Origin of the sequence: Amycolatopsis vastitatis (assembly GCF_002234595.1) — a bacterium.
In the GTDB taxonomy this organism is placed as follows: Bacteria; Actinomycetota; Actinomycetes; order Mycobacteriales; family Pseudonocardiaceae; genus Amycolatopsis; species Amycolatopsis vastitatis.
Genome location: NZ_NMUL01000001.1, coordinates 151,986 through 174,823 on the forward strand (window position 1 = coordinate 151,986; position 22,838 = coordinate 174,823).

21 protein-coding genes and 1 tRNA gene are annotated in these 22,838 nt (G+C 70.5%); 10 read left to right on the forward strand and 12 right to left on the reverse strand.

Annotation, left to right across the window (positions count from 1 at the left end; all coding sequences use genetic code 11):
* Nucleotides 1-17: 17 nt before the first annotated feature.
* Together lanKC and CF165_RS51035 are read right to left on the reverse strand one after the other, a co-directional pair.
* Nucleotides 18-2,582 (reverse strand): class III lanthionine synthetase LanKC, encoded by a 2,565-nt coding sequence (gene lanKC / locus CF165_RS00845; RefSeq protein WP_093945450.1) that lies wholly within the window; start codon nucleotides 2,580-2,582, stop codon nucleotides 18-20.
* 145 nt (nucleotides 2,583-2,727) lie between these two features.
* Entirely contained in the window at nucleotides 2,728-2,928 is a 201-nt protein-coding gene (locus CF165_RS51035) for a hypothetical protein (protein ID WP_158226727.1), read from the reverse strand.
* 77 nt (nucleotides 2,929-3,005) lie between these two features.
* Here CF165_RS51035 and CF165_RS00850 point away from each other — a divergent pair, with 77 nt between their 5' ends.
* From CF165_RS00850 to CF165_RS00860, 3 genes are all read left to right on the forward strand, one after another.
* Nucleotides 3,006-3,371 carry a hypothetical protein gene (locus CF165_RS00850; RefSeq protein WP_093945451.1) on the forward strand — a complete coding sequence of 122 codons (366 nt, stop codon included), beginning with the start codon at nucleotides 3,006-3,008 and terminating at the stop codon, nucleotides 3,369-3,371.
* Between the two features lie 22 nt (nucleotides 3,372-3,393).
* Nucleotides 3,394-3,765, forward strand: coding sequence for a hypothetical protein (locus CF165_RS00855; RefSeq protein WP_093945452.1), 372 nt, complete (start codon nucleotides 3,394-3,396; stop codon nucleotides 3,763-3,765).
* Nucleotides 3,766-3,940: 175 nt separating this feature from the next.
* The gene (locus tag CF165_RS00860) at nucleotides 3,941-4,657 is read left to right on the forward strand and encodes a S1 family peptidase (protein WP_093945453.1); all 717 of its coding nucleotides are present in this window, start codon (nucleotides 3,941-3,943) and stop codon (nucleotides 4,655-4,657) included.
* A 42-nt stretch (nucleotides 4,658-4,699) separates the two neighbouring features.
* Here CF165_RS00860 and CF165_RS00865 read toward each other — a convergent pair whose 3' ends face one another.
* From CF165_RS00865 to CF165_RS54200, 5 genes are all read right to left on the reverse strand, one after another.
* Nucleotides 4,700-6,001, reverse strand: coding sequence for an alginate lyase family protein (locus CF165_RS00865; protein WP_240521411.1), 1,302 nt, complete (start codon nucleotides 5,999-6,001; stop codon nucleotides 4,700-4,702).
* A gap of 110 nt (nucleotides 6,002-6,111) precedes the next feature.
* On the reverse strand, nucleotides 6,112-6,612 hold the full coding sequence (locus tag CF165_RS00870; protein ID WP_093945549.1) for a SixA phosphatase family protein: 501 nt from the start codon (nucleotides 6,610-6,612) through the stop codon (nucleotides 6,112-6,114).
* A gap of 67 nt (nucleotides 6,613-6,679) precedes the next feature.
* The gene (locus CF165_RS00875; RefSeq protein WP_093945454.1) at nucleotides 6,680-10,348 is read right to left on the reverse strand and encodes a beta strand repeat-containing protein; all 3,669 of its coding nucleotides are present in this window, start codon (nucleotides 10,346-10,348) and stop codon (nucleotides 6,680-6,682) included.
* Between the two features lie 49 nt (nucleotides 10,349-10,397).
* A complete protein-coding gene (wecB, locus tag CF165_RS00880; RefSeq protein WP_093945455.1) occupies nucleotides 10,398-11,549 on the reverse strand; it encodes a non-hydrolyzing UDP-N-acetylglucosamine 2-epimerase in 1,152 nt (383 codons plus the stop codon).
* Between the two features lie 46 nt (nucleotides 11,550-11,595).
* Nucleotides 11,596-11,757 carry an LAVTG motif-containing sortase-dependent surface protein gene (locus CF165_RS54200; RefSeq protein WP_143268410.1) on the reverse strand — a complete coding sequence of 54 codons (162 nt, stop codon included), beginning with the start codon at nucleotides 11,755-11,757 and terminating at the stop codon, nucleotides 11,596-11,598.
* A 354-nt stretch (nucleotides 11,758-12,111) separates the two neighbouring features.
* Here CF165_RS54200 and CF165_RS00885 point away from each other — a divergent pair, with 354 nt between their 5' ends.
* Entirely contained in the window at nucleotides 12,112-13,488 is a 1,377-nt protein-coding gene (locus tag CF165_RS00885; RefSeq protein ID WP_240521412.1) for an XrtP-associated glycosyltransferase, read from the forward strand.
* Nucleotides 13,489-13,624: 136 nt separating this feature from the next.
* Nucleotides 13,625-13,807, forward strand: a complete 183-nt coding sequence (locus CF165_RS00890) for a hypothetical protein (protein ID WP_143268412.1) — start codon at nucleotides 13,625-13,627, stop codon at nucleotides 13,805-13,807.
* 279 nt (nucleotides 13,808-14,086) lie between these two features.
* Here CF165_RS00890 and CF165_RS00895 read toward each other — a convergent pair.
* Nucleotides 14,087-14,159, reverse strand: a tRNA-Lys gene (locus CF165_RS00895).
* Nucleotides 14,160-14,270: 111 nt separating this feature from the next.
* Here CF165_RS00895 and CF165_RS00900 point away from each other — a divergent pair.
* Entirely contained in the window at nucleotides 14,271-14,807 is a 537-nt protein-coding gene (locus CF165_RS00900; RefSeq protein ID WP_093945458.1) for an AAA family ATPase, read from the forward strand.
* A gap of 54 nt (nucleotides 14,808-14,861) precedes the next feature.
* On the opposite strand, the gene CF165_RS00905 is transcribed toward CF165_RS00900, so the two are convergent.
* Complete coding sequence (locus tag CF165_RS00905; RefSeq protein ID WP_167441303.1) at nucleotides 14,862-15,680, reverse strand: COG1361 family protein; 819 nt, start codon at nucleotides 15,678-15,680, stop codon at nucleotides 14,862-14,864.
* Nucleotides 15,681-15,910: 230 nt separating this feature from the next.
* On the opposite strand from CF165_RS00905, the gene CF165_RS00910 reads away from it, so the two are divergent.
* Nucleotides 15,911-16,453, forward strand: a complete 543-nt coding sequence (locus tag CF165_RS00910; protein ID WP_093945460.1) for a DinB family protein — start codon at nucleotides 15,911-15,913, stop codon at nucleotides 16,451-16,453.
* A gap of 4 nt (nucleotides 16,454-16,457) precedes the next feature.
* On the opposite strand, the gene CF165_RS00915 is transcribed toward CF165_RS00910, so the two are convergent.
* Nucleotides 16,458-17,099, reverse strand: a complete 642-nt coding sequence (locus CF165_RS00915; protein WP_093945461.1) for a TMEM175 family protein — start codon at nucleotides 17,097-17,099, stop codon at nucleotides 16,458-16,460.
* 68 nt (nucleotides 17,100-17,167) lie between these two features.
* Between CF165_RS00915 and CF165_RS00920 the strand changes: the two genes are divergently transcribed.
* Nucleotides 17,168-18,694: a class-II fumarase/aspartase family protein gene (locus tag CF165_RS00920; RefSeq protein ID WP_093945462.1), complete on the forward strand. Its 1,527-nt coding sequence runs from the start codon at nucleotides 17,168-17,170 to the stop codon at nucleotides 18,692-18,694.
* Between the two features lie 208 nt (nucleotides 18,695-18,902).
* Nucleotides 18,903-19,904 (forward strand): SCO0930 family lipoprotein, encoded by a 1,002-nt coding sequence (locus CF165_RS00925; RefSeq protein ID WP_093945463.1) that lies wholly within the window; start codon nucleotides 18,903-18,905, stop codon nucleotides 19,902-19,904.
* A 14-nt stretch (nucleotides 19,905-19,918) separates the two neighbouring features.
* Here the strand turns inward: CF165_RS00925 and CF165_RS00930 are convergent, their stop codons facing one another.
* Complete coding sequence (locus CF165_RS00930; protein ID WP_093945464.1) at nucleotides 19,919-20,551, reverse strand: DUF4383 domain-containing protein; 633 nt, start codon at nucleotides 20,549-20,551, stop codon at nucleotides 19,919-19,921.
* A 190-nt stretch (nucleotides 20,552-20,741) separates the two neighbouring features.
* Here CF165_RS00930 and CF165_RS00935 point away from each other — a divergent pair, with 190 nt between their 5' ends.
* Complete coding sequence (locus CF165_RS00935) at nucleotides 20,742-21,620, forward strand: serine hydrolase (protein ID WP_093945465.1); 879 nt, start codon at nucleotides 20,742-20,744, stop codon at nucleotides 21,618-21,620.
* A gap of 4 nt (nucleotides 21,621-21,624) precedes the next feature.
* On the opposite strand, the gene CF165_RS00940 is transcribed toward CF165_RS00935, so the two are convergent.
* Nucleotides 21,625-22,833: an alpha/beta hydrolase gene (locus tag CF165_RS00940; protein ID WP_093945466.1), complete on the reverse strand. Its 1,209-nt coding sequence runs from the start codon at nucleotides 22,831-22,833 to the stop codon at nucleotides 21,625-21,627.
* Nucleotides 22,834-22,838 lie beyond the last annotated feature (5 nt).

Here is a 22,838-nt window from a genome sequence, read left to right on the forward strand (position 1 = left end):
TTCTTCGGATCCGCCGGTCAGCGACCGGTGGTCTGGAGGGACGGCGTGCCACCCAGGAAGGGCAGCACCTCCTTGCCGTCCAAGAGGGCGGCGAGGGCGAGGAGGATCCCCGCGCTGCCGGTCTTGACGTCCATCGACAGTCTCAGCAGCTGGTTGCCGGGGAAGGCGAGGCCGCCCTTGTACGGCACCGCGTACCAGGCGAGCCGGGCCAAGTGCAGGTCGATCGCCGTGCGGATCGGGTGCTCTGGGGCGGGATTCGCGCCGAGTGCGACCGCCAACCCGCACCGGCCGTAGAGCAGGCCGGGATGGATGACGAACTCGCCACGGCACGATTCGCGCAGGCCGGGGAGGCTCTCGCAGGCTTCGGCGTCCGGGCGGTGGCGCGCCAGTTGCTCGGCGACGAGGAGGATTCCGGCGCTGCCGATGCCGGCGTAGGGCAACGTGCGGGCCGCGCCGTCGCGGACCTGCAGCGAGCCGTCGTCGGCCTCGATGCACTCTTCGAGGTCGCGGCAGAGCGCCTGGTCGGCGAACGAGAGCCAGGCCGGCTCGCCGGTGCGCTCGAAGAGCCGCACGAACAGCAGCGCGGGTCCGGACCAGCCGGAGAGCAGGCCGGCGCGGGCGAAGTTCCCGGGCGGTGTCGCGGTGTCCAGCGCCTCGGCCAGCCGGACGGCCGTGGTCAGGGCCTGGCGGCCGAACTCGTTGTCCTGGCGAACCGTCGCGAAGTGCAGCATGGTCAGCCCGATGCCGGCCAGTCCGCTCTCCATCGCGTGGTCGGTCGTCTGCTCGACGAGCTGAGCGGACGACGCCAGCAGCTTGCTCGCCTCGTCGTGGTGTCCCAAGTTCTCCAGGACGTAGGCGATGCCGTAGCTGCCGTCGTAGAAACCGGGCCGGGTCGGCGGGTCACGGCGGACGGACTCGATCAGCCACCGCTCGTGCTGCGGGAACCGGCCGACGCCGATGACGTCGAGGGCGTGCAGCACGCCCGCGGCACCGACGCCGAAGCAGGCGCCGCCGACCCGGAACTGCTCGATGTCGCCGGGGAACAGGCGGTCCTGGCGCTCGGGTGTCGCACTGGCCAGGATCGCCTCGGCGATCTGCTTGCGGACGAGCTGCCAGTCCGGTTCTTCCTCGTCGAGCTCGGTGTGGACCGGTGCCGGCTCCGCGGGCGCTTCACGCGGGGCCAGCACCGCGACTGCGGCGTCGGCGTACCCCTCGGGCAGCGCGAACCGGCGCTCGACGAAGTCGGCGATGCCGCGCAGCTTCGCCGGGGCGAGCTCCGTCAGCGGCGAAAGCGGCAGGAACAGCCACAGCCGCAACGCCGCGACCGCGTGCTCGTCGATCTCGAAACCGGTGCGGTCGGCCGGGGCGCGGAATCCCGGTGCGCCCAGTGCCGGGCGGTCGCCCGACTCGGCGTCGAACGCCATCTCGAAGTCGATCAAGGAGATCCGGCCGTCCTGGTCTTCGTCGATCAGGATGTTCAACGGGTGGAGATCGCCGAAGACGACGCCGCGGGCGTGGATCGCCGCGATCGTCCGCTCCACCCCGGCGACGATGTCCAGCGCGCGGCGGGTGTAGGCGGCGAGGTCGGCGTCCGTCATGCCGCGCCGGGTCAGCGGGTAGTTGCGGGCCAGCCAGTTGCCCAGTGAATGGCCCGGCATGTACTCCATGGCCAGGTAGTGGTGCTCCCAGACGGTGAACCGCTCGAAGACGCGCGGCACCCCGGGGACGCCGGCCAGCCGCTCGAGCACCTCGTGTTCGCGGCGCAGCCGTTCGACGGCGTCGAACCCCGCCTTGTCGAGACCGGCGTGCGGGCGGGCCTCCTTGAGGACGGCTTGGGCACCGCCCGCCTTGGGGTCGGCCAGGTACACGCCGCCACCGTTCGAGAAGTGCAGGGAGCTCGTCACCCGATAGGGGAACTGAGCGGGGTCACCGCCTTTGCGCGCGGCGATGCTGCTCTGCAGACAAGCCGGAATCTTCACCCAATCGGGCACGGAGAACTTCGGTTCACGCTTGTCGGGTACGATCCTTCCGTCCCGCCTGCGGATCGCCAGGACGCGGTTTCCCTCGTGTTCGACCCACTGCTCGGCGAATCCGCCGTAGCGGACGTAGAGTGGTCCGTCGCCGTATCGCAGGTCACTCAGGATATACGCGCCGTGCTCGCCTTCGAGGCGTGACGACAGGTCTTCGAGAACCCGTTCGAGTTCGCCGTCGTCGGCCGGGTAAATCGTCACCAGCTTCGCGCTGCCGTCGCGGGGTGCGTATTTCGAATTCCGCGCGAGCAGGGTCAGCACCGAGCGGAGGTGCTTGTAGGAGATCCGGTGCTCGACGCAGTACTCGTGCACCTCCGCGAGTACCCGCCGGGCGTTGCCCAGACCGGCGGAAACGTGGATTTTCCAGCCCTGGTCAGGTAGAACACGCCCCTCCGGGTGAAGCACCCGCCAGACGCCGCGATCGGCGGTGACCCAGTCGGCGCCGGGTGTCGGCAGCTCCGCGGCGAAGTCGTCGACCCGCGCACCGATTTCCTGCTGTTCGTCGTAGAACAACGGATCGGCGAAGCAGAATGCTTCGTAGCGCAGGTCCATCCCGGATACCCCTCCGTACGTTCCCCCCGGTGCGCCGCGGCTCCGGGACGAGGAATATTCCCCCACGCCGAACGGCCCTGGGCCAATCCGCCAACCCGGGGGTTCAACTGGGCTATCCGAGGTAGGCGAAAAGGCCGCTTACCACTCAGTAACCGAACGCAGGGTGATTTTTCGCGACCGGCATCCACTCTGCCGTGGTGTAACACGAAGCTTTTTCCATCATTCCCCAGGTCCACACCAGGATCGAGCGGAATAAACCGTCGAATTGGCAGAATGCCATCAAGACCCTTCCGTGATCGATTTTCCCGATACGCGCCGAACAGGTGAGTACGGTGGTCCGCGCCACGCTCCCGGCCCCTCGGCCGGCGGGCCCGTCGGTACCACGGAGTAAGTTGGCGCCCGGCGGACCGGAAGGAGGAACGGGTGATCTTCGGATTCGCCGTGACGGTCGCCGTGGCTGCCACGCTCGTCGCGCTCTGGAGCTTCTTCCAGACGGCTCGCAACCGGCTGCCGGACAACCCGCTCCTGATCGCGCTCGGGGTCGTCGAGCTGCTGCTGGTCGTCCAGCTGGTGATCGGGATCGTGCTGCTCGCCGGCGGTGCCCGCCCGGGCAGCCTGGCGACCTACCTGGCCTACCTGATCGGCTGCCTGGTCGTGCTGCCGGTCGGCGCCGCCTGGGCGCTGGCCGAGCGGAGCCGGTCGAGCACGGCGGTGCTCGGCATCGCCTGCCTGGCCATCCCGGTGATGGTGCTGCGACTGAACGAGGTGTGGAGTGGAGCAACAGCGTAGAACGGCCAGTGGCCCCGGACGGGTGCTCGTCGCCGTGTACGCGATCTTCGCGCTGGCCGCGACGTCGCGGGCCGGCGTCCAGATCAGCACGAAGTTCCACGAAGCCCCGCTCGCCTACCTGCTCTCGGCGTTCGCCGCGGCCGTCTACATCGTCGCGACCGTCGCGCTGGCCCGCCGCGGTGACGGCTGGTGGCGCGTGGCCCTCGCGGCCTGCTCGATCGAGCTGCTGGGCGTGCTGACCATCGGCACGCTGAGCCTCGTCGACGCCGCCGCCTTCCGGCACCCGACCGTCTGGTCGGTCTACGGCGAGGGCTACCTGTTCATCCCGCTGGTGCTGCCGGTGATCGGGCTGTACTGGCTGCGGAAGACGGCTCCCGCGAAGGTCGCCGCCTGAGCACCTCAGGCGCGGAACAGTACGGGAAACTGCCCGTACCCGTCGTGCGGAAATAAATACGGATTCGACCGGCGACTTTCGTCGGTTCCGGACATTCGCCGAAAACTCGGACACTCTTCTCGTTCGGTCCCCACCGGTCTTTCCCGTGCGGGCTCTCCGCACCGAAGGAGCAAGCGTGAAATTCGGCAAATTCGTCCTGCTGGCCGCGAGCACCGCACTGACCGTCGCCGGCCTCGGCGGTCCGGCGGCCGCCGACAGCACCCCGCAGGCCCAGCCGTCGATCATCGGCGGCAGCACCGCCACGAGCGGACCCTGGGCCGCCCGGCTGTTCGTCAACGGCACGCAGAACTGCACCGCGACGATCATCGCGCCGCAATACATCCTCACCGCGAAACACTGCGTGAGCAGCTCCGGCACGTACACGTTCCGGATCGGCAGCCTGGACCAGACCAGCGGCGGGACGCTGGCCACCGGCTCCACCATCACCCGGTACCCGGGCTCCGCCGACCTGGCGATCGTCCGGCTCACCACGTCGGTGAGCGCCACCTACTCGCCGCTCGGCAGCGTCGGTGACGTCTCGGTCGGCCAGAACGTCTCGGTCTACGGCTGGGGCGCGACCAGCCAGTGCGGCTCCGAGATCAACTGCCAGTCGCGGTACCTCAAGGTCGCGACGGTGCGGGTGAACTCGATCAGCTGCAGCGACTACACCGGCGGGATCGCGGTGTGCGCCAACCGCGTCAACGGCATCACGGCCGGCGGCGATTCGGGCGGTCCGATGTTCGCCTCCGGCCGCCAGGTCGGCGTCGCGTCGACCAGCGACCGGTCGAACAACACCGCCTACACGAACATCACGCGTTACCGCAGCTGGATTTCCCAGGTGGCGGGCGTCTGATTCCCCGGAATGGGCCCGGCCGCGCGGCCGGGCCCATTGCCGTCAGGACGTCGAAATGTCGTCGAGCTGTTCGGCGGCGGGCCGGACCGGGTAGAGGTCGCCGCCCGGTTCGGCCGGCACGCGCGGCAACGCCGCACGTGCCGCTTTGTCGCCCGCGTCGGCCGCCGCGTGCAGGACGTCCAGGGCCGCGTACGGCCGGAAGTCCATCTCCGGATACGGCCACACGGTCTGCCCCTGCGTGGCGCCCGGGATCAGGAAGTCCGCTGCGGCGAACAGCGTGGCGCCGCTGGGCGCGGTGTAGTGCCACAGGTCGACGCCGACGTGCCGGCCGATCTGGGCGAGCCGGGTCAGCGCGACCAGGTTGAAGTTGGAGTAGTGCCAGCTGCGGGTCCGGCTCGCCTCCGCCGGCTGGTAGCCGTTGGCCTGGATCTGCGGCGCGATCCGCTTCGGCCCGGCGTCCCGCGCGATGGCCGCGGCCAGGTCCCGCTGTCCGGTGCCGAGGGCGAGCGCGGCGACGAGCATGTCGTAGAAGCTGCCGTGGTTGTTCTGCGCCGCGGCCTCGTCGGTGCCGTTCTTGCTCGTGCGCAGCCAGGTCAGGAACTGCGTGTACCAGCCGGTCATGCCGGCCTGGTCGGTCTTCGTCCAGCCGGGCGCGCCGGTGGCCAGGATCGCGGTCGCGTCGACGACCTGGGTCAGCGTGTACGAGAACTCGATGATCCCGATGCCGCGGCCGTCGACCTTGCACGGGATGCCCTGGGCGAAGTTCATGTTCGGGTTCATCTTCGTCGCCGCGTCGAGGAACCACGTGCGCAGGTCGAGCGCCGCGCGCCGGGCGTACCGCGCGTCCCCGGTGTAGTACCAGGCCAGCGCGAGCCGGTAGATCGCGGCGAACGCCTCGCCGCGGTAGGCGTGGTCGGTGATCTCGTCGACGATCGGGTTGCGCTGGCCGTCGCGCTGCACGAACGGGCAGCCCCACGGGTTTTCCGCGGTCGGCTGCGTGGTCGGCCACCAGTAGGGCGCGAGGCTGAGGTAGTCGTGCTTGTCGCCGCTGGGCGGGACCTGTTTCTTCGAAGTGACGCTCCACGGCCCGGCGGTGAGGTCGGTCTTCGCGGCGGTGAGCAGGTTGTTCAGTGCCGTGCGTGACGTCTTTTCGCCGACGAGCGCGGCGAGCTTCGTCCGCAGCAGCTGTTTGCCGTCGAGGACGGCGGTTTCGGGCGCGCACACCGGCCCGAGAACCGGGACGGTGCAGCCCGAGGGTCGCGGCACGGCTTCGGCCGGCGCGGCGAAGGAGGTGGCTAGGCCGAGCGCGGCGAGCGCGGCCACGACGGTGTGGCGGAAAACCATGTCCGCTCCATTCACAAATATGAACATCAGACCTGTGAGTGAATGGAGCGTACGCATGTGAATGTCGCGGAAGCAAGGTTCAGACCTCTGCCGCCGACGGCCGCGGACGCTCAGTCGCGAGGCCGGAAGAAGGCGACGAGCCGGGCCGTGGTCAGCGCGTCCCACGGATCGGTGGTGGCGAGCACGGCCGCCGCGCCCGTGGGGAACTTGACTTGGACCTCGCGGGTGTCTTCGCCGAACCCGGCGAGGTGCAGCGTCAGATCGCTGACGCCGGGCTCGTGCCCGACGAGCGCGAGCGTGGTGACATCCGGTGGCGTCCGGCGGACGGCGTTCAGGAACTCGCCGACGTCGGCGCCGTACAGGTCTCCGTCGTACTCGACGGACGGCTTCGCGGGGAGTTCGTCGCTGACGCGCTGCCAGGTTTCCCTGGTCCGGCGGGCCGTGGAGCAGAAGACCAGCTCGGGAACGTGCCCGGCTTCGGTGAGCCACCGGCCGAGCTTGGGTGCGTCGCGGATGCCGCGGGGCGCGAGGGGACGATCGTGGTCCGGGAGATTGTCCGACCAGTCCGACTTCGCGTGCCGGAGAACGATGAGCCACCTGGTCGCGTCCATGCCGGTCACCCTAACGGCGAAGGGGCCCTGGAGCGGTTCGCTCCAGGGCCCCGGTTCACTCAGCCGATCACTGCTGGGCGGGAACGCCCGGCAGTGCGACGTGCGGCTGCTTCACCGGCGACAGCAGGCTGCTGCCCGCCAGCCCGGACACCACCGGAACGACCGGCACCGGGTTGTCCGCCCGCGGCGCGCTGGGCACACCCGGCAGCGCGACGTGCGGCGGCTTGACCTGCGGCAGCAGGCCGCCACCGGTCAGGCCCGACAGCGCGGGCAGCGACGGCAGCGACGGCACGGCCGGCGACGGCACGGGGCTGTCGCTGCGCGACTCGTGCCCGGTGGCACCGGCGACGGCGGCGGGGAGGCCGCCGAGCGTCTTGCCGGTCACCGAGCCCAGGGCCTCGGCGACCTGGCCGGCAGCGCCGCCCGTCCCGTTGCCGAGCAGGGCCATCCCGCCGCCGAGACCGTCAGCGCCGAGGCCCGGCGCGTCGGCGCGGGACGCCATGTCGTCACGAGCCAGCGGCGACACCCCGCCGAGCAGACCGCTGAGGTCGAGCTCGACCGGGATCTGTGCGGCCTCGGTCCGCCCGACCATGACGTCGGTGGTGTCGGTGCCCGTGTTGAGCACCTCGGCCAGGACCGGGATCGTCACGTTCTTCACCTGCGGCACCAGACCCACCGGGATCTGGATCGCCGGCTTCGCCGTCGGCGTGCCGCTGACGTCGCTGTCCACCGTGCTGTCGACGTGGTTGTTCACGTGCGACAGCGCGCCGATGCCCCAGCGGAACACCTCGGGGTCCGCCGCGACCGGCACGTCGAGCAGGGCACCGCTGAGGGCACCGGTGCCCATCGTGGTCTCGTCGCCACCGTCGGTCGCCGTCAGGTCGTTCTGGACGTCGTTGGTCGCGGACCCGATGGCGGAAATGCCCAGGCCGTAGACCTGCGGCATCGCCTGTGCCTCGGCCGAGAGGATGTCGCCCGAGAGCGCGCCACCGGTGCCGTCGGTCGTGATCGGCCCACCGGAGACGAGGTCGTCGGTGTTCTCGGTGTGGTTGACCGTGTTGGCCATCAGCGAGATCGACTGACCGGTCGCCTGGACGAACGGCTGGATCGGAGCCGCGACCGCGTCACCGGCGATCGCGCCACCCTTGCCGGAGGTGAACGTCGGGCCACCCGCGTGCGAGGTGACGTCGTTGTCCGCGTCGACGGCCGCGCCGCCGATCCAGGACGCCGCCCAGCTGCTGACCTGGCCCGCGCCACCGATCGGCGCCTCGACGACGTTGCCGGTGATCGCACCGAGGTCACCGTTGGCGTAGTTCGGGCCGCCGGAGTGGAACTCGGTGTCGTTGGTGCCGATCGCCTCGGCCATCCCGCCCCACGTGGCACCGATCGTGTTGACCTGCACCGGCAGCGAGCTCGCCTGGTCGACGATGTTGCCCGCGACCGCGCCACCCTTGCCGGTCGCGGAGTCCGCACCGCCCGCGTGGACGTGGGTGATGAAGTCGCCGTGGCTGGTCGGGTTGCCGCCCCACGCCCCGGCGATGTTCATCACCTGGGCGCCGATGGCTTCCGGCGCGGTGACGATGTTGCTGGAGACCACACCGCCGTCGTCGTCGGTGTTGTTGTCCCCGCCCGAGGTGAGGCACTTGTGCTCGGTCATCGTCGAGGTCGGGATGCCGCCCCACGCGTAGGCGCCGTTGAGCACCTCGACCGGCGTCGCCAGCGGCGCGTCGACGATGTTGCCCGCCGCGACCGCGTTGTTGCCCGAGGTGCCCTGGAAGCCACCCGCGACCACGTTCTCGGCGTTGGAGCACGACGAGGTCGGGATGCCGCCCCACGCGCCGGCGTTGCAGATGACGTCGGCGTCACCGGCCAGCGACGGGCCGACGATGTTGCCGCCGCCCACGGATTCGTCGCCGTGGTCGTAGGTGTTGCCGCCCACCACCGAGTCGACGGTGGTGTAGCACTCGGCGGTGGAGATGCCGCCCCAGTCGCCCGCGGTGCCGCAGACCTGGGCCGGGAACGTGGCCGGCACGTCGGCGACGGTGCCGCCGACGATCGAACTGTCGCCGTTGGTCACGTTGCCGCCACCGGCGTGCGCGGTGTTCTCGTGCGTGCAGTGGGTGGAGGTGATGCCACCCCAGGCGCCGGTGTTGCAGGACGCCACGACGGGCTCCGCCACCTGCGGGTGCGCGATCGTCCCGCCGACGACCGAACCTTCGCCGCCGGTGTAGACCGGACCGCCCGCCGTCGAGTCGATGAAGCTCATCCCGGTCGCGTCGGCCAGGCCACCCCACGCGGCGGAGTTGTGGTTGCCGGTCACCGGAGCCGCGACCGGCGCGTCGGCGACGGTGCCGCTGCCGACCGAGTGGTCGCCGTTGGTGGTGTCGCCGCCACCGGCCTGCGCGCTGTAGTCGTTGGCGCAGTTGGTGCCGGTGATACCGCCCCACGGGCCGGAGGTGCAGTTGACCTCGACCGGGCCCGCCACCTGCGGGTGGACGACGCTGCCGGCGCCCAGCGCGTCGGCACCGTTGGTGACGATGTCGCCGCCCGCGACCGAGCCGACGTTGTTCTCGGAGGTCGCGAAGGACTCGCCGCCCCACGCACCCGCGGTGCCCATCACGGTCACCGGCAGGGCTACCGGGGCCCCGGCGGCCGTGCCACCGGCGACGGACTTGACGCCGTCGGTGACCGTGCCACCGCCCGCGTTCGCGTTCAGGTTGCTCACCGAGTCGGCGTTGGTGAGGCCGCCCCAGGGACCCGAGGTGCCGTTCACCGCGACCGGACCCGCCACACCCGGGGTGAGTGCGGTGCCGCTCGCCAGCGAGCCGCCGCCGTCCGTCGTCGCATACGGCTCGCGCTCGGGGGCGCCCCGCAGTTCGGACTCGGGCGTGCCGGCCTCGGCGAGAACGGTGTTGACCGTGTTCGCGGTGGCCTTGCCACCCCAGGCGGCCGCGGTGCCGTCGACCTGGGCCGGCAAGGCAACCGGAACGCCGGCGATGGTGCCGGAGGCGACACCGTCCTTGCCGCTGGTGGTCAGCTGACCGGGCGAGTGGGCGCCCTGGGTCGTGGTCGTGTTGACCGTGCCCGTGCCACCCCAGCCGGCGGCGGTGTTGTTGACGCCGATCGGCAGCGCACCCTGGACCGCCGCGATGGTGCCCGAGACGACGCCGTTGTCGCCGTTGGTGGTGACCGGGCCGCCGACCGTGCTGTCCTGGTTGGCGAAACCGTCCACCGTCGCGTTCGACAGCGTGCCGAACGCGAGGTTGTTGACCCCGATCGGAGCCGTCACCGGTGCGGTGACGACGTTGCCCGCGGCCGGACGGCCTTCACCCGTGGTGGTGATCGGGCCACCCTGCTTGTGGACCTGCTCCGAGTCGTTCACCACGTGCGAGTCGCCGCCCGCGCCGAGCGCCCAGCCGGTGATCTGGACCGGGGCCGAGACGTCGGGCTTGACGACGTTGTTCAGCAGCAGGCCACCGAGCGGCTTGGTCGCGTCGTGGAGCAGGGTGCCCGTCGTGACGTCGGTGTCCATGTCGAGCGGCAGCGGCGATTCCCCGGCGGGAGTGCCGAGGTTGATCTTGCGGATCTGGATCGGCACGCTGGCGCCACCGTCCAACGGCGACGGAGCCAGGTCGGGGTTGACCTGCTCCTCGGCGGAAGCGATGCCGGTACCCAGCATCATCAGACCGCCGGCCAACAGCGCGGACTGGAGCCCGCGTTTGGCCCAAGGGTGCATTGCCTGTTTCTCCTATTCGTATACTTCCCGGCTTCTGCTGGGAACGGGGTTAGAAAGCAGCTGTGAGCGCTTCGTCCACAGTGGACTCGCGGTGAATCAGCCGGGTCAAGGCGGTACACACGCGTTCGGCGGCCCGGCCGTCGCCGAACGGATTGCGCTCGACGGGCACGCGCAGCCCCGCGTCGAGCAGTCGTGAAGCTTCGCTCAGGATCCGGGCGCGGTCGGTGCCCACCAGCCAGGCGCAACCGGCTTCGACGGCTTCCGTCCGCTCGGTGACCTCACGCAGGACCAGCACGGGAACGCCGAAGCTGGGCGCCTCTTCCTGGATGCCACCGGAATCGGTCAGCACCAGGCTGGCCCGGCGCAGCGCGCGCACGAGATCCGGGTAGCCGAGCGGGTCGGTGAGCACCACCCGCGGGTTCCGGCCGAGCGCGGTGACGATCTGGGTGCGCACCGCGGGGTTCGGGTGCCACGGAAGCAGGAGCCGCACATCCGGGTGGCCGGCGACCAGCGCCGACCCCGCGTCCAGGGCCTCCGCGAGCGGCTCTCCCCAGGACTCCCGGCGGTGCGCGGTCATCAGCACCAGCCGCGCACCGGTGGCGTCGAGCTCCCGTTCGAGCGCGGCGAAGCGCGGGTCGGCGGCCGGCAAGTCCGCGGCGGCGATCTGCCGGACGGCGTCGACCACCGTGTTGCCGGTGACGACGATTTCCGGTGAGGGCAAGGATTCCTGGCGCAGCGCCGCCGCGGCGGCGGCCGTCGGCGCGAGGTGCAGCGCGGCCAGCCTGGCGATCAGCTGCCGGTTGGCCTCTTCCGGGAACGGCGCCCCGAGGTCTCCGGTGCGCAGGCCGGCCTCGAGGTGGGCGATCGGGACGCGTCGCCAGAAGGCGGCCAGCGCGCCGGCGAGCGCGGTGGTCGTGTCTCCCTGCACCACGACCACCGACGGGTTCGACCGGACCAGCACCCGGTCGAGGGCCGGCAGCAGCTGGGAAACCAGTTCGGCCTGGCCGCCCGCACCGCGGTCGAGGAGGAGCCGCTCGTCCGGCCGGAGGCCGAAGGGCGCGAGAGCCTGCTCGACCACGTCCCGGTGCTGTCCGCTGTGGACGATCAGCGGCCGGTGCCCGGCACGGGCCAGGCGCACGGCGACGGGCGCCACCTTGACCGCTTCGGGCCGGGTGCCGATGAGCAGGAGAACCTCAGTCAACGGATTCCTCGCAAAGGTGCCGCGGCCGAGCCGACGGCAGGGGGGTTCAGGTGTTTTCGTTCTGCCGTCGGCGCTGGGTGACCCGCACGAGGACCACGCCAACGACGAGGCTGATGACGCCGAAGACGATCCACCACGTCAAGTTCGCTCCGGTCGACGCGAGAATCCCGCTGCCTCCGACGACGCCACCGATTCCAGGCCGATACACGTTTTGCTCTCCGTTTTTGACAAGACCGCGTGGCGCGCGTCGGCAAACCCGACGCGCGCTGCACCGCAGAACCCGAATGAATCGAGCGAGACACTATCCGCAGCGCGAGAAATAGCGCAAACGCCGCGCCCAGACAACACCTGATAGTGGGGTTTGCGTCGCCCAGAAGAGGTTACCGACCCTCGATCATCACCGATTTGGCAGTGCTGTGACCTGAACAAAGGACCCTCGAACGAGTGATCAACCCCGCCCGGAGTGTCGAAGAGCGACCACATTATTCTGCGGCCGACACACCTCATCAAAGGTCCGCCTTCGCCTTGATGCGGCTCGGTTCCTCACCCACGGAGCGACGCAATGAGTCTGTCATTCTTGCTGAGCTGCGCTCAGGCGTTCGCGATTGTCATGAGCGCGGCGTTCGTCCTCTACGTCTGCGGGATCATCGTGCCGTACCTGCGGCACCGTCCCACTTGGCCCGGCGATCCCACTCTTTTCCAATGGCATTTCTTCGTGCCGTGCCGGGACGAAGAACTCGTCATCGGCGACACGATCCGTTACCTGCGGACGCGGTTCACGGCGGCACATGTGTGGGTGATCGACGACCATTCCGACGACCGCACCCTCGAAGTCGCGCTCCGGATGCAGGGGCCACCGCACCGACGTGACCCGCGGCTGCACGTCGTGGAACGACGCCGTCCCCACGCGCGCACCGGAAAGAGCGACGCGCTCAACGCCGCCTACCGGGCCCTGCGCGCGTGGGCCGGACGGAACGCCGACGCCGAGAACACGATCGTCGTCGTGGTCGACGCCGACGGGCGCCCGGCCGGGAACTGCATGTACGTGTGCACGGCCGCCCACCTCTTCGGCAACCCGTCCGTCGGCGCGGTGCAGATCGACGTCCGGATGGGCAACCGCGGCACGGCGCCCCGCAGCGACAACAAGGTCCGCCGCAAGTTCGGCCGGGCGCTCGTGCGCATGCAGGACCTCGAGTTCCGCACCGCGATCGCCGCGATCCAGATGTCCCGCGGGCACACCGGAACGATCGCGATGGGCGGCAACGGCCAGTTCACCAGGCTCTCGGCGCTCGACTCGATAGCCGGCCCGCAACGACGGCCGTGGCGCGGCTCGCTGCTCGAGGACTTCGAACTCGGCGTCCACCTGCTCACCGCGGGCTGGAAGACGGGGTTCACCATCGACACGCACGTCGACCAGGAGGGCCTGTACAGCATGCGGCGGTTCCTCGCCCAGCGCACCCGCTGGAGCCAGGGCACGATGCAGTGCGCCCGGTACGCCCGCCGGATCTGGCGGTCCCCGAACCTGTCCACCTTCGGTGCGGCCGAGATGCTCTACTACCTCGCGCAGCCGTGGATGCAGCTGCTGGGCAGCCTGGTCTACCCGATCCCGTTCGTGCTGCTGGCCCTGCAGACGATGGACGACCCGGCGGCGGTCTGGGCCTGGTTCACCGGCGGCGCGTGGAAGTACCTCCTGATGTACGGCATCGCCGGGCTGCTGCCGTTCCTCATCTGGGGGCCGGTGTACCGCAAGCACTGCGAACCCCATTCCGGACCGCTTCTGGGGATCGTCTACGGGCTCGGCTACGCGTGCTACATCTACACGTTCTACATCACGGTGTGGCGAGCGGTGTTCCGGCTGGTCCGGGGCCGCAACGGCTGGGCCAAGACCCGGCGCAACACCGAACGGCCGACGTCGAAGGTGGTGGCCTTGGACCGATGATCCCCGGCCACTCGCCGCTGGTCGTCAGTACTTCGCCATCGCCGTGAGCGAATCGGCGATTTCGCCGGAACTCGCGAGCACGTCCTCGGCCATGCCGAACCGGAGCGATCATGGTGTTCCCCACCCACAGGTCACCGTGCAGCAGCCGCGGGCCGTCGACCGCGTCCAGGACCGCGCGGTGCCGATCCACGACGACCATCACCTGTTCGATGTCCCCGGCGTCCAGCCCGGCGTCTTTCGTGTCCGCCGCGACATCTTCGAAGCAGGCGTGCAGCGCACCGCTCCACGTGTCGTGGCCGGGGCGACCGGAGCGAGATAAGGAACGGCCGCGTACTCGTTCCGCATCAGTTCGGGCTCGGACCTCGACTGGCGCGCCGGTTCGGGCGCGACCCTCAGCACAACCGGACGCTCGGTACCCATGTCCAGCCGGTACACGTTGTTGTAGTAGCCCCCGCCGAGCTCGACGGCCGACAGCACCTGCGCACCGGAGCCGAAGACCCGACGGCACATCGCCAGTGGTCCTGCACCCGGCAGCGAACGCGCCGCCCACTGCCCTGCGTCACGACCACTTCGTGGTTGGGTGACCAGGGAGTTTGAGTGGGCCGCCTGGGGCTCGAACCCAGAACCTACGGATTAAAAGTCCGCAGCTCTACCAATTGAGCTAACGGCCCGTGTCCCCAGTTTAGCCAGGCCCCCGTCACCCGGTCGCACACCGGGTCCGGCTGAGGGTGCGCCGGAGGTCAAGACTGGTTCTCGCCGGATGGGCCGGCCAGGATGCGTTCATGCCTGGCTCGCTGCTGATCCTCACCGGGCCGCCCGGTGCCGCGAAGTCGACCGTTGCGCGGCTGGTCACCGAAGACGCGCCTCGGCCTGCCGTGCATCTGCACACCGACAGCTTCTACGTCTGGATCCGGACCGGGTTCGTGGCGCCCTCTCTGCCCGAGGCCGCCCGGCAGAACGATGTCGTGCTCGGGGTCATCGCCGAGGCCGCCTGTGGCTATGCGCGCGGCGGCTACGACGTGGTGCTCGATGGCGTTGTCGGGCCCTGGGCCCTGCCGCCGTTCCGCGATGCCGCGAAGCGGGACGGTCTGGACCTCTTCTACGTCGTGCTGCGGCCGAACCTCGAGGTCATCCTCGCGCGGGGAACCGCCCGGGACACCGCCGAACTCACCGAGGTCGAGCCGCTCACCGGGATGCATGCCGCGTTCGGCGGGCTGGGTGAGCTCGAACCGCACGTCATCGACACGACCGAGCACACCGTCCAAGAGACCGCCGGCGTGGTGCGGCGCCGGGCGCGCACGGCGGCGTTCGCGTTGTGAAGCTCCTGAATGGACGGACCGCGCGGGGCCCGGCGGGCCCCGCGCGTCAGCCCGTCAGCACTGCACGTAGAGACCGGTGTAGGCGGTGCACTTCTTCGACGCCTTGTCGTTCGTCGCATCCGGGTCGGCCGGGGCGCTCGCCGCGCGCTGGGCCGTGGCCGTGAACGGGCCCCACGCGAAGAAGCCACCCTCCGAAGTGAACTTCGCCGTGGCCGAGGCGCCCGGGGCCAGGGTGCCGATCGCGCAGGTCAGGGCCGCTCCCGAGCGGGTGCAGCCGGTCGTCGAGACGACCGTGCGGTTCGCACCGGGGTTGGCGGTCACGCGGACGCCGGTCGCCGTGGCCGGGCCGGTGTTCGACACCTTGATCGCGTACTCGACGCGGCCGACCAGGCCGACGCGCGGGGTGGCGGTCAGCGCGACCTTGACGTCGGCCTCGTCCGGCGGGGCGATCGTGACGGCCGGGCCGTCTTCGACGCCGAACGCGTAGTTGTCGCCGGCGAACTGGTGCTGCAGCGTGAACTGGCCGGGCTGGACGTCGTCCTTGACGCGGAAGGTGAACTTCACCGTCCGGCTCTCGCCCGCGGCCAGGTCTCCGACGCCGCCGCGGAAGCTGCTGAGGTACTGCGAGCACGGCGCGATCGAACCGGTGCACGACACGAGGTCGACCAGGTCGACGATCGGCTTCTCCTTGACGTAGACCGCCGCCTTCGCGCCGGTGACCGTGAAGTCCGCCGGGTTGTACAGCTGCTCCGTGACCGAGAACGTGTCGCCCGCGTGCACGGTGGTCGCGCTGACGTCGATCGTGCTCGCTGGTGGCGCCGCGGCCGCCACGGCGGGCGCTGCGAGCAACGCTGCCATGGTCAGCGCGGCCATTACTCCGGTTCGCTGCATAGTCGTGATCTCCTGGTTCCGAACCGAGGGGTGCCGCTCCGACCGGTGGGGCTGGCGTGCGCAGCAGGATGACGATGATCAGATCGCCGCACCCGAAAATTCGTTACCGGGTTCTCGAAAGCGTGTCTGAACTGGGCTTTCCAGCCGGTTGCCCGATCACCGGCCACCCGGACGGCCCGAAAATTGTCGGACCCCCGTGGCACGCTCCGCACATGACCGAACACACCATCCCGACCACTTTCGGCCCACGCCTGAGCGGCGAACGCAGCGACCCGGCTCCCCTGGGAGACGAGCGGCAGGCCCTGACCGAGAGCCTCGAGTACTACCGGCGCACCTTCGAGCTGAAATGCACCGGCCTGGATCCCGGGCAGCTGTCCGAACGCTCGGTACCACCGTCGACGCTGACCCTGCACGGCCTGCTGCGGCACCTCACCGGCTGCGAACGGTGGTGGTTCCGGATCCAGTTCGCGGGCGAGGCCGTCCCGAACCTCTACTACTCCGACGACGACCCGGACCAGGACTTCACCGCGCTGGACGGTGACGTCGGCGAGGCGTTTTCGTTGTGGCACAACGAATGCGAGCGATCCCGGGAGATCGTCGCGGCGAGCCCGCTGGAGCGGACCGGCACCCGCATCAGCACCGGCGAACCGTTCACCCTGCGCTGGCTGATGCTGCGCATGATCGGCGAGTACGCACGGCACATCGGCCAGGCCGACCTGATCCGCGAGCGGATCGACGGCGCGACCGGCGAATGACGGCTCAGGCGGCTGCCGAGCGGCGGCGGAAGCGGAACAGGAGGTTGCCGACGACCGGAACGACGATCCAGCACGCGTAGGCCCAGTGCGTGAAGAACGCGACCGGGATCGAGAGGGCGAAGGCGGCGATCATCGTGCCGATCCCGTGGTAGACCGCGCCGAAGAGCTCCGGCGGGGTGTCCGCGCGGTAGAGGTGGTTGCGCTTGATCTGCCAGGCCATGAGGAGGAACAACGTCAACGCGATGACCTGCACGAGTGCGTAGAAGACGAAGCGGAATTCGAACCCGCTGTCTTCGGAGATCACCTTCGTGGCGAAGGGCATGATCACCTGCATGAGGAGCCAGCCGAAGGTGAGCCGGATGAGCCCGCCGCCGAGCGTGGTGACGTAGTGGAACAGGCGGTGGTGGGCACGCCAGTGGCCGCCGATCACGACGAAACTGATCAGGAAGGAGACGTATTCGGATTGGTGATGGCCGAGTGATCGCAGCAGTTCGGCGCTGGTGGCGCCCTCCGGCAGCGGCAGCTCGAGCGCGAGCAGGGTGATCGCGATGGCGACGACGGCGTCCGAGAAGAACGTGAGCCGCTCGGCGGCGATCCCCCTGGACTCCGAGGCGACGGTGTCCTCGCTGGACGTGGCGCTACTCATGGCCGATGAGCGTGCCAGACCCGGTCGCGTGACGGTCGCCGAGGTGGGACGCGTGCGATGCTGGCGGCATGACCGTCGATCCCGATTCGGGACTGCTGTCCCCGGTGCGGGCCGGCACGCCGGCCGAAGCGTCGACCGGCGACGAGGCGTGGCTGCGCGCCATGCTCGACGCCGAGGCTGCGCTCGCGAGAGCGCAGGCGCGGCTGGGGACGGTGCCGCCGGAGGCCGCTGACGCGATCACGGACGCGGCGGGCAGTGCGCGGATCGACGTCGTCGAGCTGGCGCGGGGGTCGCGGGCGACCGCGAACCCGGTCGTCGGGCTGGTCAAGGCGCTGACGTCGGCGGTGGGCGCGATCGCGCCGGGTGCCGAGGAGTACGTGCATCGCGGCTCGACCAGCCAGGACATCTTCGACACCGCGATGATGCTGGTCGCCGACCGGACGCTGCGGCCGCTCGCCGCCGACCTCGACGCCACCGCCGAGGCGCTGGCCGAGCTGGCCCGCACGCACCGGGACACGACCATGGCCGGGCGGACCCTGACCGCCCATGCCGTGCCGACGACGTTCGGGCTCAAGGCCGCGGGCTGGCGGCAGCTGGTGCTGGACGCGGCCGTCCGGATCCGGCGCGTGCTCGACGGCGGGCTGCCGGTCTCCCTCGGCGGCGCGGCCGGGACGCTGGCGGCGTACGTCGAGTACGCGCGCCTCGCCGGCGAGCCGCACCTCGGCCGGGCGAGCGGGGGCGGGGGCGGGGGCGGGGGCGATGCCAGCACACCGGCCCGGGACTCCGCGACCTCGGCCGCCACTCGAGACGCCGTCGGCGGCGACTACGCGGAACGGCTGACCGCCGCTTTCGCCGAGGAGACCGGGCTGGCCGCGCCGGTGCTGCCGTGGCACTCGCTGCGGACGCCGGTCGTGGACCTCGCGGGTGCGCTCGCCTTCACCGCCGGTGCGCTGGGGAAGCTGGCCGTCGACGTCGAGACGCTCAGCCGGACCGAGCTGGGTGAGGTCGCCGAGCCGGCTGCCGGGGGGCGGGGTGGCTCCTCGGCGATGCCGCACAAGCGGAACCCGGTGCTCGCGACGTTGATCCGCTCGGCCGCGCTGCAGGTTCCGGTGCTGGCCGCGGGCGTCACGCAGTCGATGCTGACCGAGGACGAGCGCTCGGCCGGCGTGTGGCACGCCGAGTGGCAGCTGATCCGCGAATGCCTCCGGCTGACCGGGGGCGCCGCCCACACCGCCGCCGAGCTGGCGCGCGGGCTCACCGCGCAGCCCGGCCGGATGCGGGACAACCTCGCGTCGACGCACGGGCTGATCGTCTCCGAGCGGCTCTCCGCCGTGCTGGCGCCGCTGCTCGGCAAGGCGACCGCCAAAGAACTGCTCGGCGAGGCGTCCCAGCGAGCGGTACGCGAAGACCGGCCGCTGCGGGATGTCCTCGATGAGCTGCCGGCCGTCACCGGCGTGCTGACGCCGGCCGCGCTGGACGAGCTGCTCGACCCGGGCGGCTACACCGGCGCTGCAGGTGCCCTGGTCGACCGGGCCCTCCGCGAGCGCGAGCCAGAGCTGGGCCAAGAGACCGAGACGGGCGGCGCTTCGGAGTAGCCAGCCTCCGGAGCAGCGGCCGCTACGGCGACGACAGACCGCACCCGCGGGAACCCGCGCAGCTCAGCGTCCTCGGTCGGCCCCGGCCCGGCCGGCCGTCGATCCCGGCGAAAATTCTTTGAACCGCCTCCGCCGGGGGTCCGTGTAGTGGGTATCAGGAAGCCGCACCGAGCGGCGGGAAAACCCAACGGACACAAGGAGAACTTCCATGCTTCGCACGCGCATCGCCGTCTCCGTCGCCGCGGCGGCAGCCGGGCTGGCAGTGCTCACCGCTTGCTCGGGTGCTGAGACTGCCCAGCCGGTTGTCGCTCCTGCGGCGGCCGGGGGCAACGGCGGCGGCCAGGTCGGCAACGGCCAGGTGGGCAACGCCGCACCGGCGTCGCCCGAATCCAAACTGATCGTCGCCGACGTGGCGGACGTCGGGCAAGTGCTCACCGACCAGAACGGCATGACCCTCTACCGGTTCGACAAGGACACCGCGAAGCCGCCGAAGTCCAACTGCGACGGTGACTGCGCCAAGGCCTGGCCGCCGATGCTGGCCACCGGGGACGTGCAGGTACAGGGCGTCGACAAGAGCCTCGTCGGGAAGGTGACGCGCTCCGACGGCACCGAGCAGGTCACCGTCGGCGGGTGGGCGCTCTACCGCTACGCCAAGGACGCCAAGGCCGGCGACGCGACCGGTCAGGGCGTCGGTGGCGCCTGGTACGCGGCGAACGCCAAGGGCGGCAAGGCCGGGCAGGCCGCCGCGGCCGGTTCCGAAGCCGGTGGCGTCAAGCTCAGCGCCAGCAACATCGACGGCCTCGGTGAGGCGATCGTCGACCAGAACGGCATGACGCTCTACCTGTTCACCAAGGACACCAAGAAGAAGGCCTCCGCCTGCAACGGCGACTGCGCCAAGACCTGGCCGCCGGTCCTGTCCAAGGGCAAGGTCGAACTGCAGGGCATCGACTCGAAGCTGCTCGGCAGCATCAAGCGCCAGGACGGCACCGAGCAGGTCACCGTCGGCGGCTGGCCGATCTACACCTTCTCGAAGGACCTGAAGCCGGGCGACGCGAACGGCATGGGCGTCAACGGCACCTGGTTCGTCATCGAGCCCAACGGCTGCAAGGTCGGCACCACCCCCAGCTCCACCGCCAACCAGGCCCCGGCGGCCAACAGCGGAACTGGGAGCAGCAACGACACCTCCGGTGGTACCGGCACCACCTACTGAATCACCGGACGAACCTAGTGGGCGAGGCCCGGCGGACGCTCTTCGTGAGTGACCTCCGGGCCTCGCTCCTTGTGGTCACGACGCAGGAACGACCGGCGGCGCGGTTCGTCGTCGACGCGGTCGGAGACGCGGTCGCGGTCGATGACTTCGGTGCGCTGCTCGGCGACCGTCGGCTCGTCGACCGTCTCGTCCTCGGGCAGCAGGATGGTGCGGCGGGCCGGCAGCACCGCGATGAGCAGACCGAGCGCGGCGACGCCGAGGTGCAGCCAGGTGTCGGCGCGCCCGAGGTCCATCGGGTTGCCGGCGTTGGCGAAGGGGTTGGTCGCGATAAGGCCATCGATCATCAGGCCCCACACGAACAGCAGGCCGTAACCGATGAACAGCAGCCAGCCGAACACCCGGGCGCGGCCCGAGCCGAACGCGAGCAGCAGGCCGACCACGCCGGTCACGACGCGGACCAGGCTCATGAGCGGGTTGCCGGAGAACCTCCAGAACCCGGCGTCGTGGTGGCCGGCGAAGTTGCCGAAGCCGGTCCTGGTGAATCCGATGATGCCGACGACGAGGAACGCGATCCCGGCCAGTCCGGCCAGTACCTGCGCCGGTTGCAGGCCTCGGACCCGGATGCGTGCGCCTTTCGCGTGAACCATGACTCCAGTCCTTCCCAGCGGGTGGTGACGATCGTCACCGCCCTCAGGTACCCCGCGGACACAGGGAGCGAAACGACGCTGCTTGCCCGCAGCGCCGCCGCGTGTTCCCGGATCACCCGGCCGGTGAGACCTGTCCCACAGATTCACCCGTTTTGGGGAACGCCAGACCGGTCTCCCGGCAATCCGGATCATGCGCAAGTTGAGCGGCATCTTCCTGGTGGGCCTGTGCCTGGGCGCCCTCGGCGCGGTGGTGGCGACGGCGAGTCAGGGCACGTCCACGGCACCGGTCGCGGTCGCCGAGGCCGTGACGACGACCACGCCCGACGCACCGGACGCCCCGGACGTCCCGGACCTCCCGAGCGAGGTGCCGACGCCGACCCCGACGCCCGGCCCGCCGCCCACGCCCGCGGTGGACGCCGGGAAGCTCGACAAGCTGGTCGGCAACGGCAGGCTCGGCGCCATCGTGTTCGACCGCCAGCGCGGCGCCGCGACCGTCTCCGTGCACGCGAACCGCGTGTATACGTCGGCGTCGCTGGTGAAGCTGCTCATTGCGCTCACGGTGCTCGAACAGCACGGTCCCGCCGACCAGGTGCAGCGGATGCTGTCCCGCAGCGACGACGCGCTCGCGAGCCAGTTCTGGGTGCAGTACGGCGGCCCGTCGATCGTCACGCGCTGGGCGTCGAAGCTGAAGCTGACCGGGACCCGGCCGCCCGCGGACCCCGGCATGTGGGGCGACACGCAGATCACGGCGAAGGACGTCGTGCGGATCTACCAGTACGTCCTGGCGAAGGCGCCGGCCGCGATCCTGACGGCTCTGCGCGCCGCGACCGAGCGGGGCTCCGACGGGTTCCGGCAGTACTTCGGGATCCCCGACGCCGCCGGCGGACGTCCGTGGGCGGTGAAGCAGGGCTGGTCGTGCTGCAACCCGCAGCGGTCGCTGCACACCTCGGGGCTGGTCGGCGAAGGCGACCGCTACATCGTGGTGGTGCTGACCGAGTTCCCCACCGGGGTCGACTACGCGACCGGATCGAAGCGGGTGACTGATGTCGTCGCGGCGCTGCTCGGCTGACGGGCTACTGGTCGGTGTCGGCGAGCGCCCCGTGCGCGCCCGAGCGGGGCAGCGGCCACGGCAGAACTCCGCCGGTCGTCTCCATTTGCCGCCCGGTGGGGGCCGGGCCCGCCGTGTGCGCGCCGATCCAGGCGAGGACGTCCGGGATCTGGGACTTGAAGGTGTTCATGTTGTGCCCGGCGTCGTGGATGCGCCACGACGAGAACTGGATCGGCGGCCGGGCCGCTTGGCGGATCTGGTCGATCGCGTAGCTCTCGTAGTTCTCCTTTTCGCCGGAGATGGCGAGGATCTCCACCGGCGACGGGTGCAGCCGCACGTTGAGCCGGACGTTGTTGGCGTCGTTGATGTCCTGGCGGCCGTGGAAGAGGTCTTCGGTTTCGGCGTCGACCTGGGCCTTGTCGTACCCGCTGATGCTGACCGCCTGCCCGTACCACTGCGGGTGCCGGGTCACGAGGTTCATCGCGCAGTACCCGCCGGACGACCAGCCGGCGATCGTCCAGGCTCGCCGGTTCGGCGAGACGCCGAGCTTCTGCACCGCCCAGTCGCGCAGGTCCGCCGTCAGGAAGGTGTCGTTCGCGGTGCCGTTGACCTCGTCGACGCACTCGGTGTCGTGGCCGACCTTGGGCACGCCGGTGGGGTCCGGCACGATCACGACCGTCGGCGGCAGCGTGTGCTTGGCGATCGCCGCGTCGAGCTGTTCCGGCATGTGGTAGCCGTTGGTGAAGACCTCGGGGCCGGACGGGTAGTTCGGGATCCACTCGACGGCCGGCAGCCGCAGCTCCTTGAACGAGGCGTCGAAGTACTGCGGCGGCAGGTAGATGGTGACGTCGCGGGCGACCTTGGTGCGCCGCCCGGTGATCTTCATGTGGACGACGGTCCCCTTGCCGTCGCGGGCGTGCGCGACGCCGGTGTCCCGCAGCTTTTCGAGGTCCTCACCGTTCTGCGTGGCTTCGGCGTCGGTGCCCTGCGCGGTGTAGACCCCCGTGCCCAGCAGCGATCCGACCGTCGGGAAGAACCCGCCGATCATGTTGCCCGCCATGCCGGTGGTGAGCACGAGGAGCACCACCCCGAGCAGGATCGTGGCGCTGCGCCACAGGCGTTTGCGCTTCCACCGGTCCCAGAACCACGGGACGGCGATGATCGCGAGCAGCGTCAGCACGACCATGACGATCATGTTGACCGGCGAATCGAGCCGGATGCTGCTCAAGTGCATGGCAA

Excerpts from the sequence above, each read along its gene's own strand:
- lanKC (WP_093945450.1), bottom strand. The coding sequence starts at position 2,582 with ATGGACCTGCGCTACGAAGCATTCTGCTTCGCCGATCCGTTGTTCTAC.
- CF165_RS00865 (WP_240521411.1), bottom strand. The coding sequence starts at position 6,001 with ATGGTTTTCCGCCACACCGTCGTGGCCGCGCTCGCCGCGCTCGGCCTA.
- CF165_RS00870 (WP_093945549.1), bottom strand. The coding sequence starts at position 6,612 with ATGGACGCGACCAGGTGGCTCATCGTTCTCCGGCACGCGAAGTCGGAC.
- CF165_RS00875 (WP_093945454.1), bottom strand. The coding sequence starts at position 10,348 with ATGCACCCTTGGGCCAAACGCGGGCTCCAGTCCGCGCTGTTGGCCGGC.
- CF165_RS00885 (WP_240521412.1), top strand. The coding sequence starts at position 12,112 with ATGAGTCTGTCATTCTTGCTGAGCTGCGCTCAGGCGTTCGCGATTGTC.
- CF165_RS00900 (WP_093945458.1), top strand. The coding sequence starts at position 14,271 with ATGCCTGGCTCGCTGCTGATCCTCACCGGGCCGCCCGGTGCCGCGAAG.
- CF165_RS00905 (WP_167441303.1), bottom strand. The coding sequence starts at position 15,680 with ATGGCCGCGCTGACCATGGCAGCGTTGCTCGCAGCGCCCGCCGTGGCG.
- CF165_RS00910 (WP_093945460.1), top strand. The coding sequence starts at position 15,911 with ATGACCGAACACACCATCCCGACCACTTTCGGCCCACGCCTGAGCGGC.
- CF165_RS00915 (WP_093945461.1), bottom strand. The coding sequence starts at position 17,099 with ATGAGTAGCGCCACGTCCAGCGAGGACACCGTCGCCTCGGAGTCCAGG.
- CF165_RS00920 (WP_093945462.1), top strand. The coding sequence starts at position 17,168 with ATGACCGTCGATCCCGATTCGGGACTGCTGTCCCCGGTGCGGGCCGGC.
- CF165_RS00925 (WP_093945463.1), top strand. The coding sequence starts at position 18,903 with ATGCTTCGCACGCGCATCGCCGTCTCCGTCGCCGCGGCGGCAGCCGGG.
- CF165_RS00930 (WP_093945464.1), bottom strand. The coding sequence starts at position 20,551 with ATGGTTCACGCGAAAGGCGCACGCATCCGGGTCCGAGGCCTGCAACCG.
- CF165_RS00935 (WP_093945465.1), top strand. The coding sequence starts at position 20,742 with ATGCGCAAGTTGAGCGGCATCTTCCTGGTGGGCCTGTGCCTGGGCGCC.
- CF165_RS00940 (WP_093945466.1), bottom strand. The coding sequence starts at position 22,833 with ATGCACTTGAGCAGCATCCGGCTCGATTCGCCGGTCAACATGATCGTC.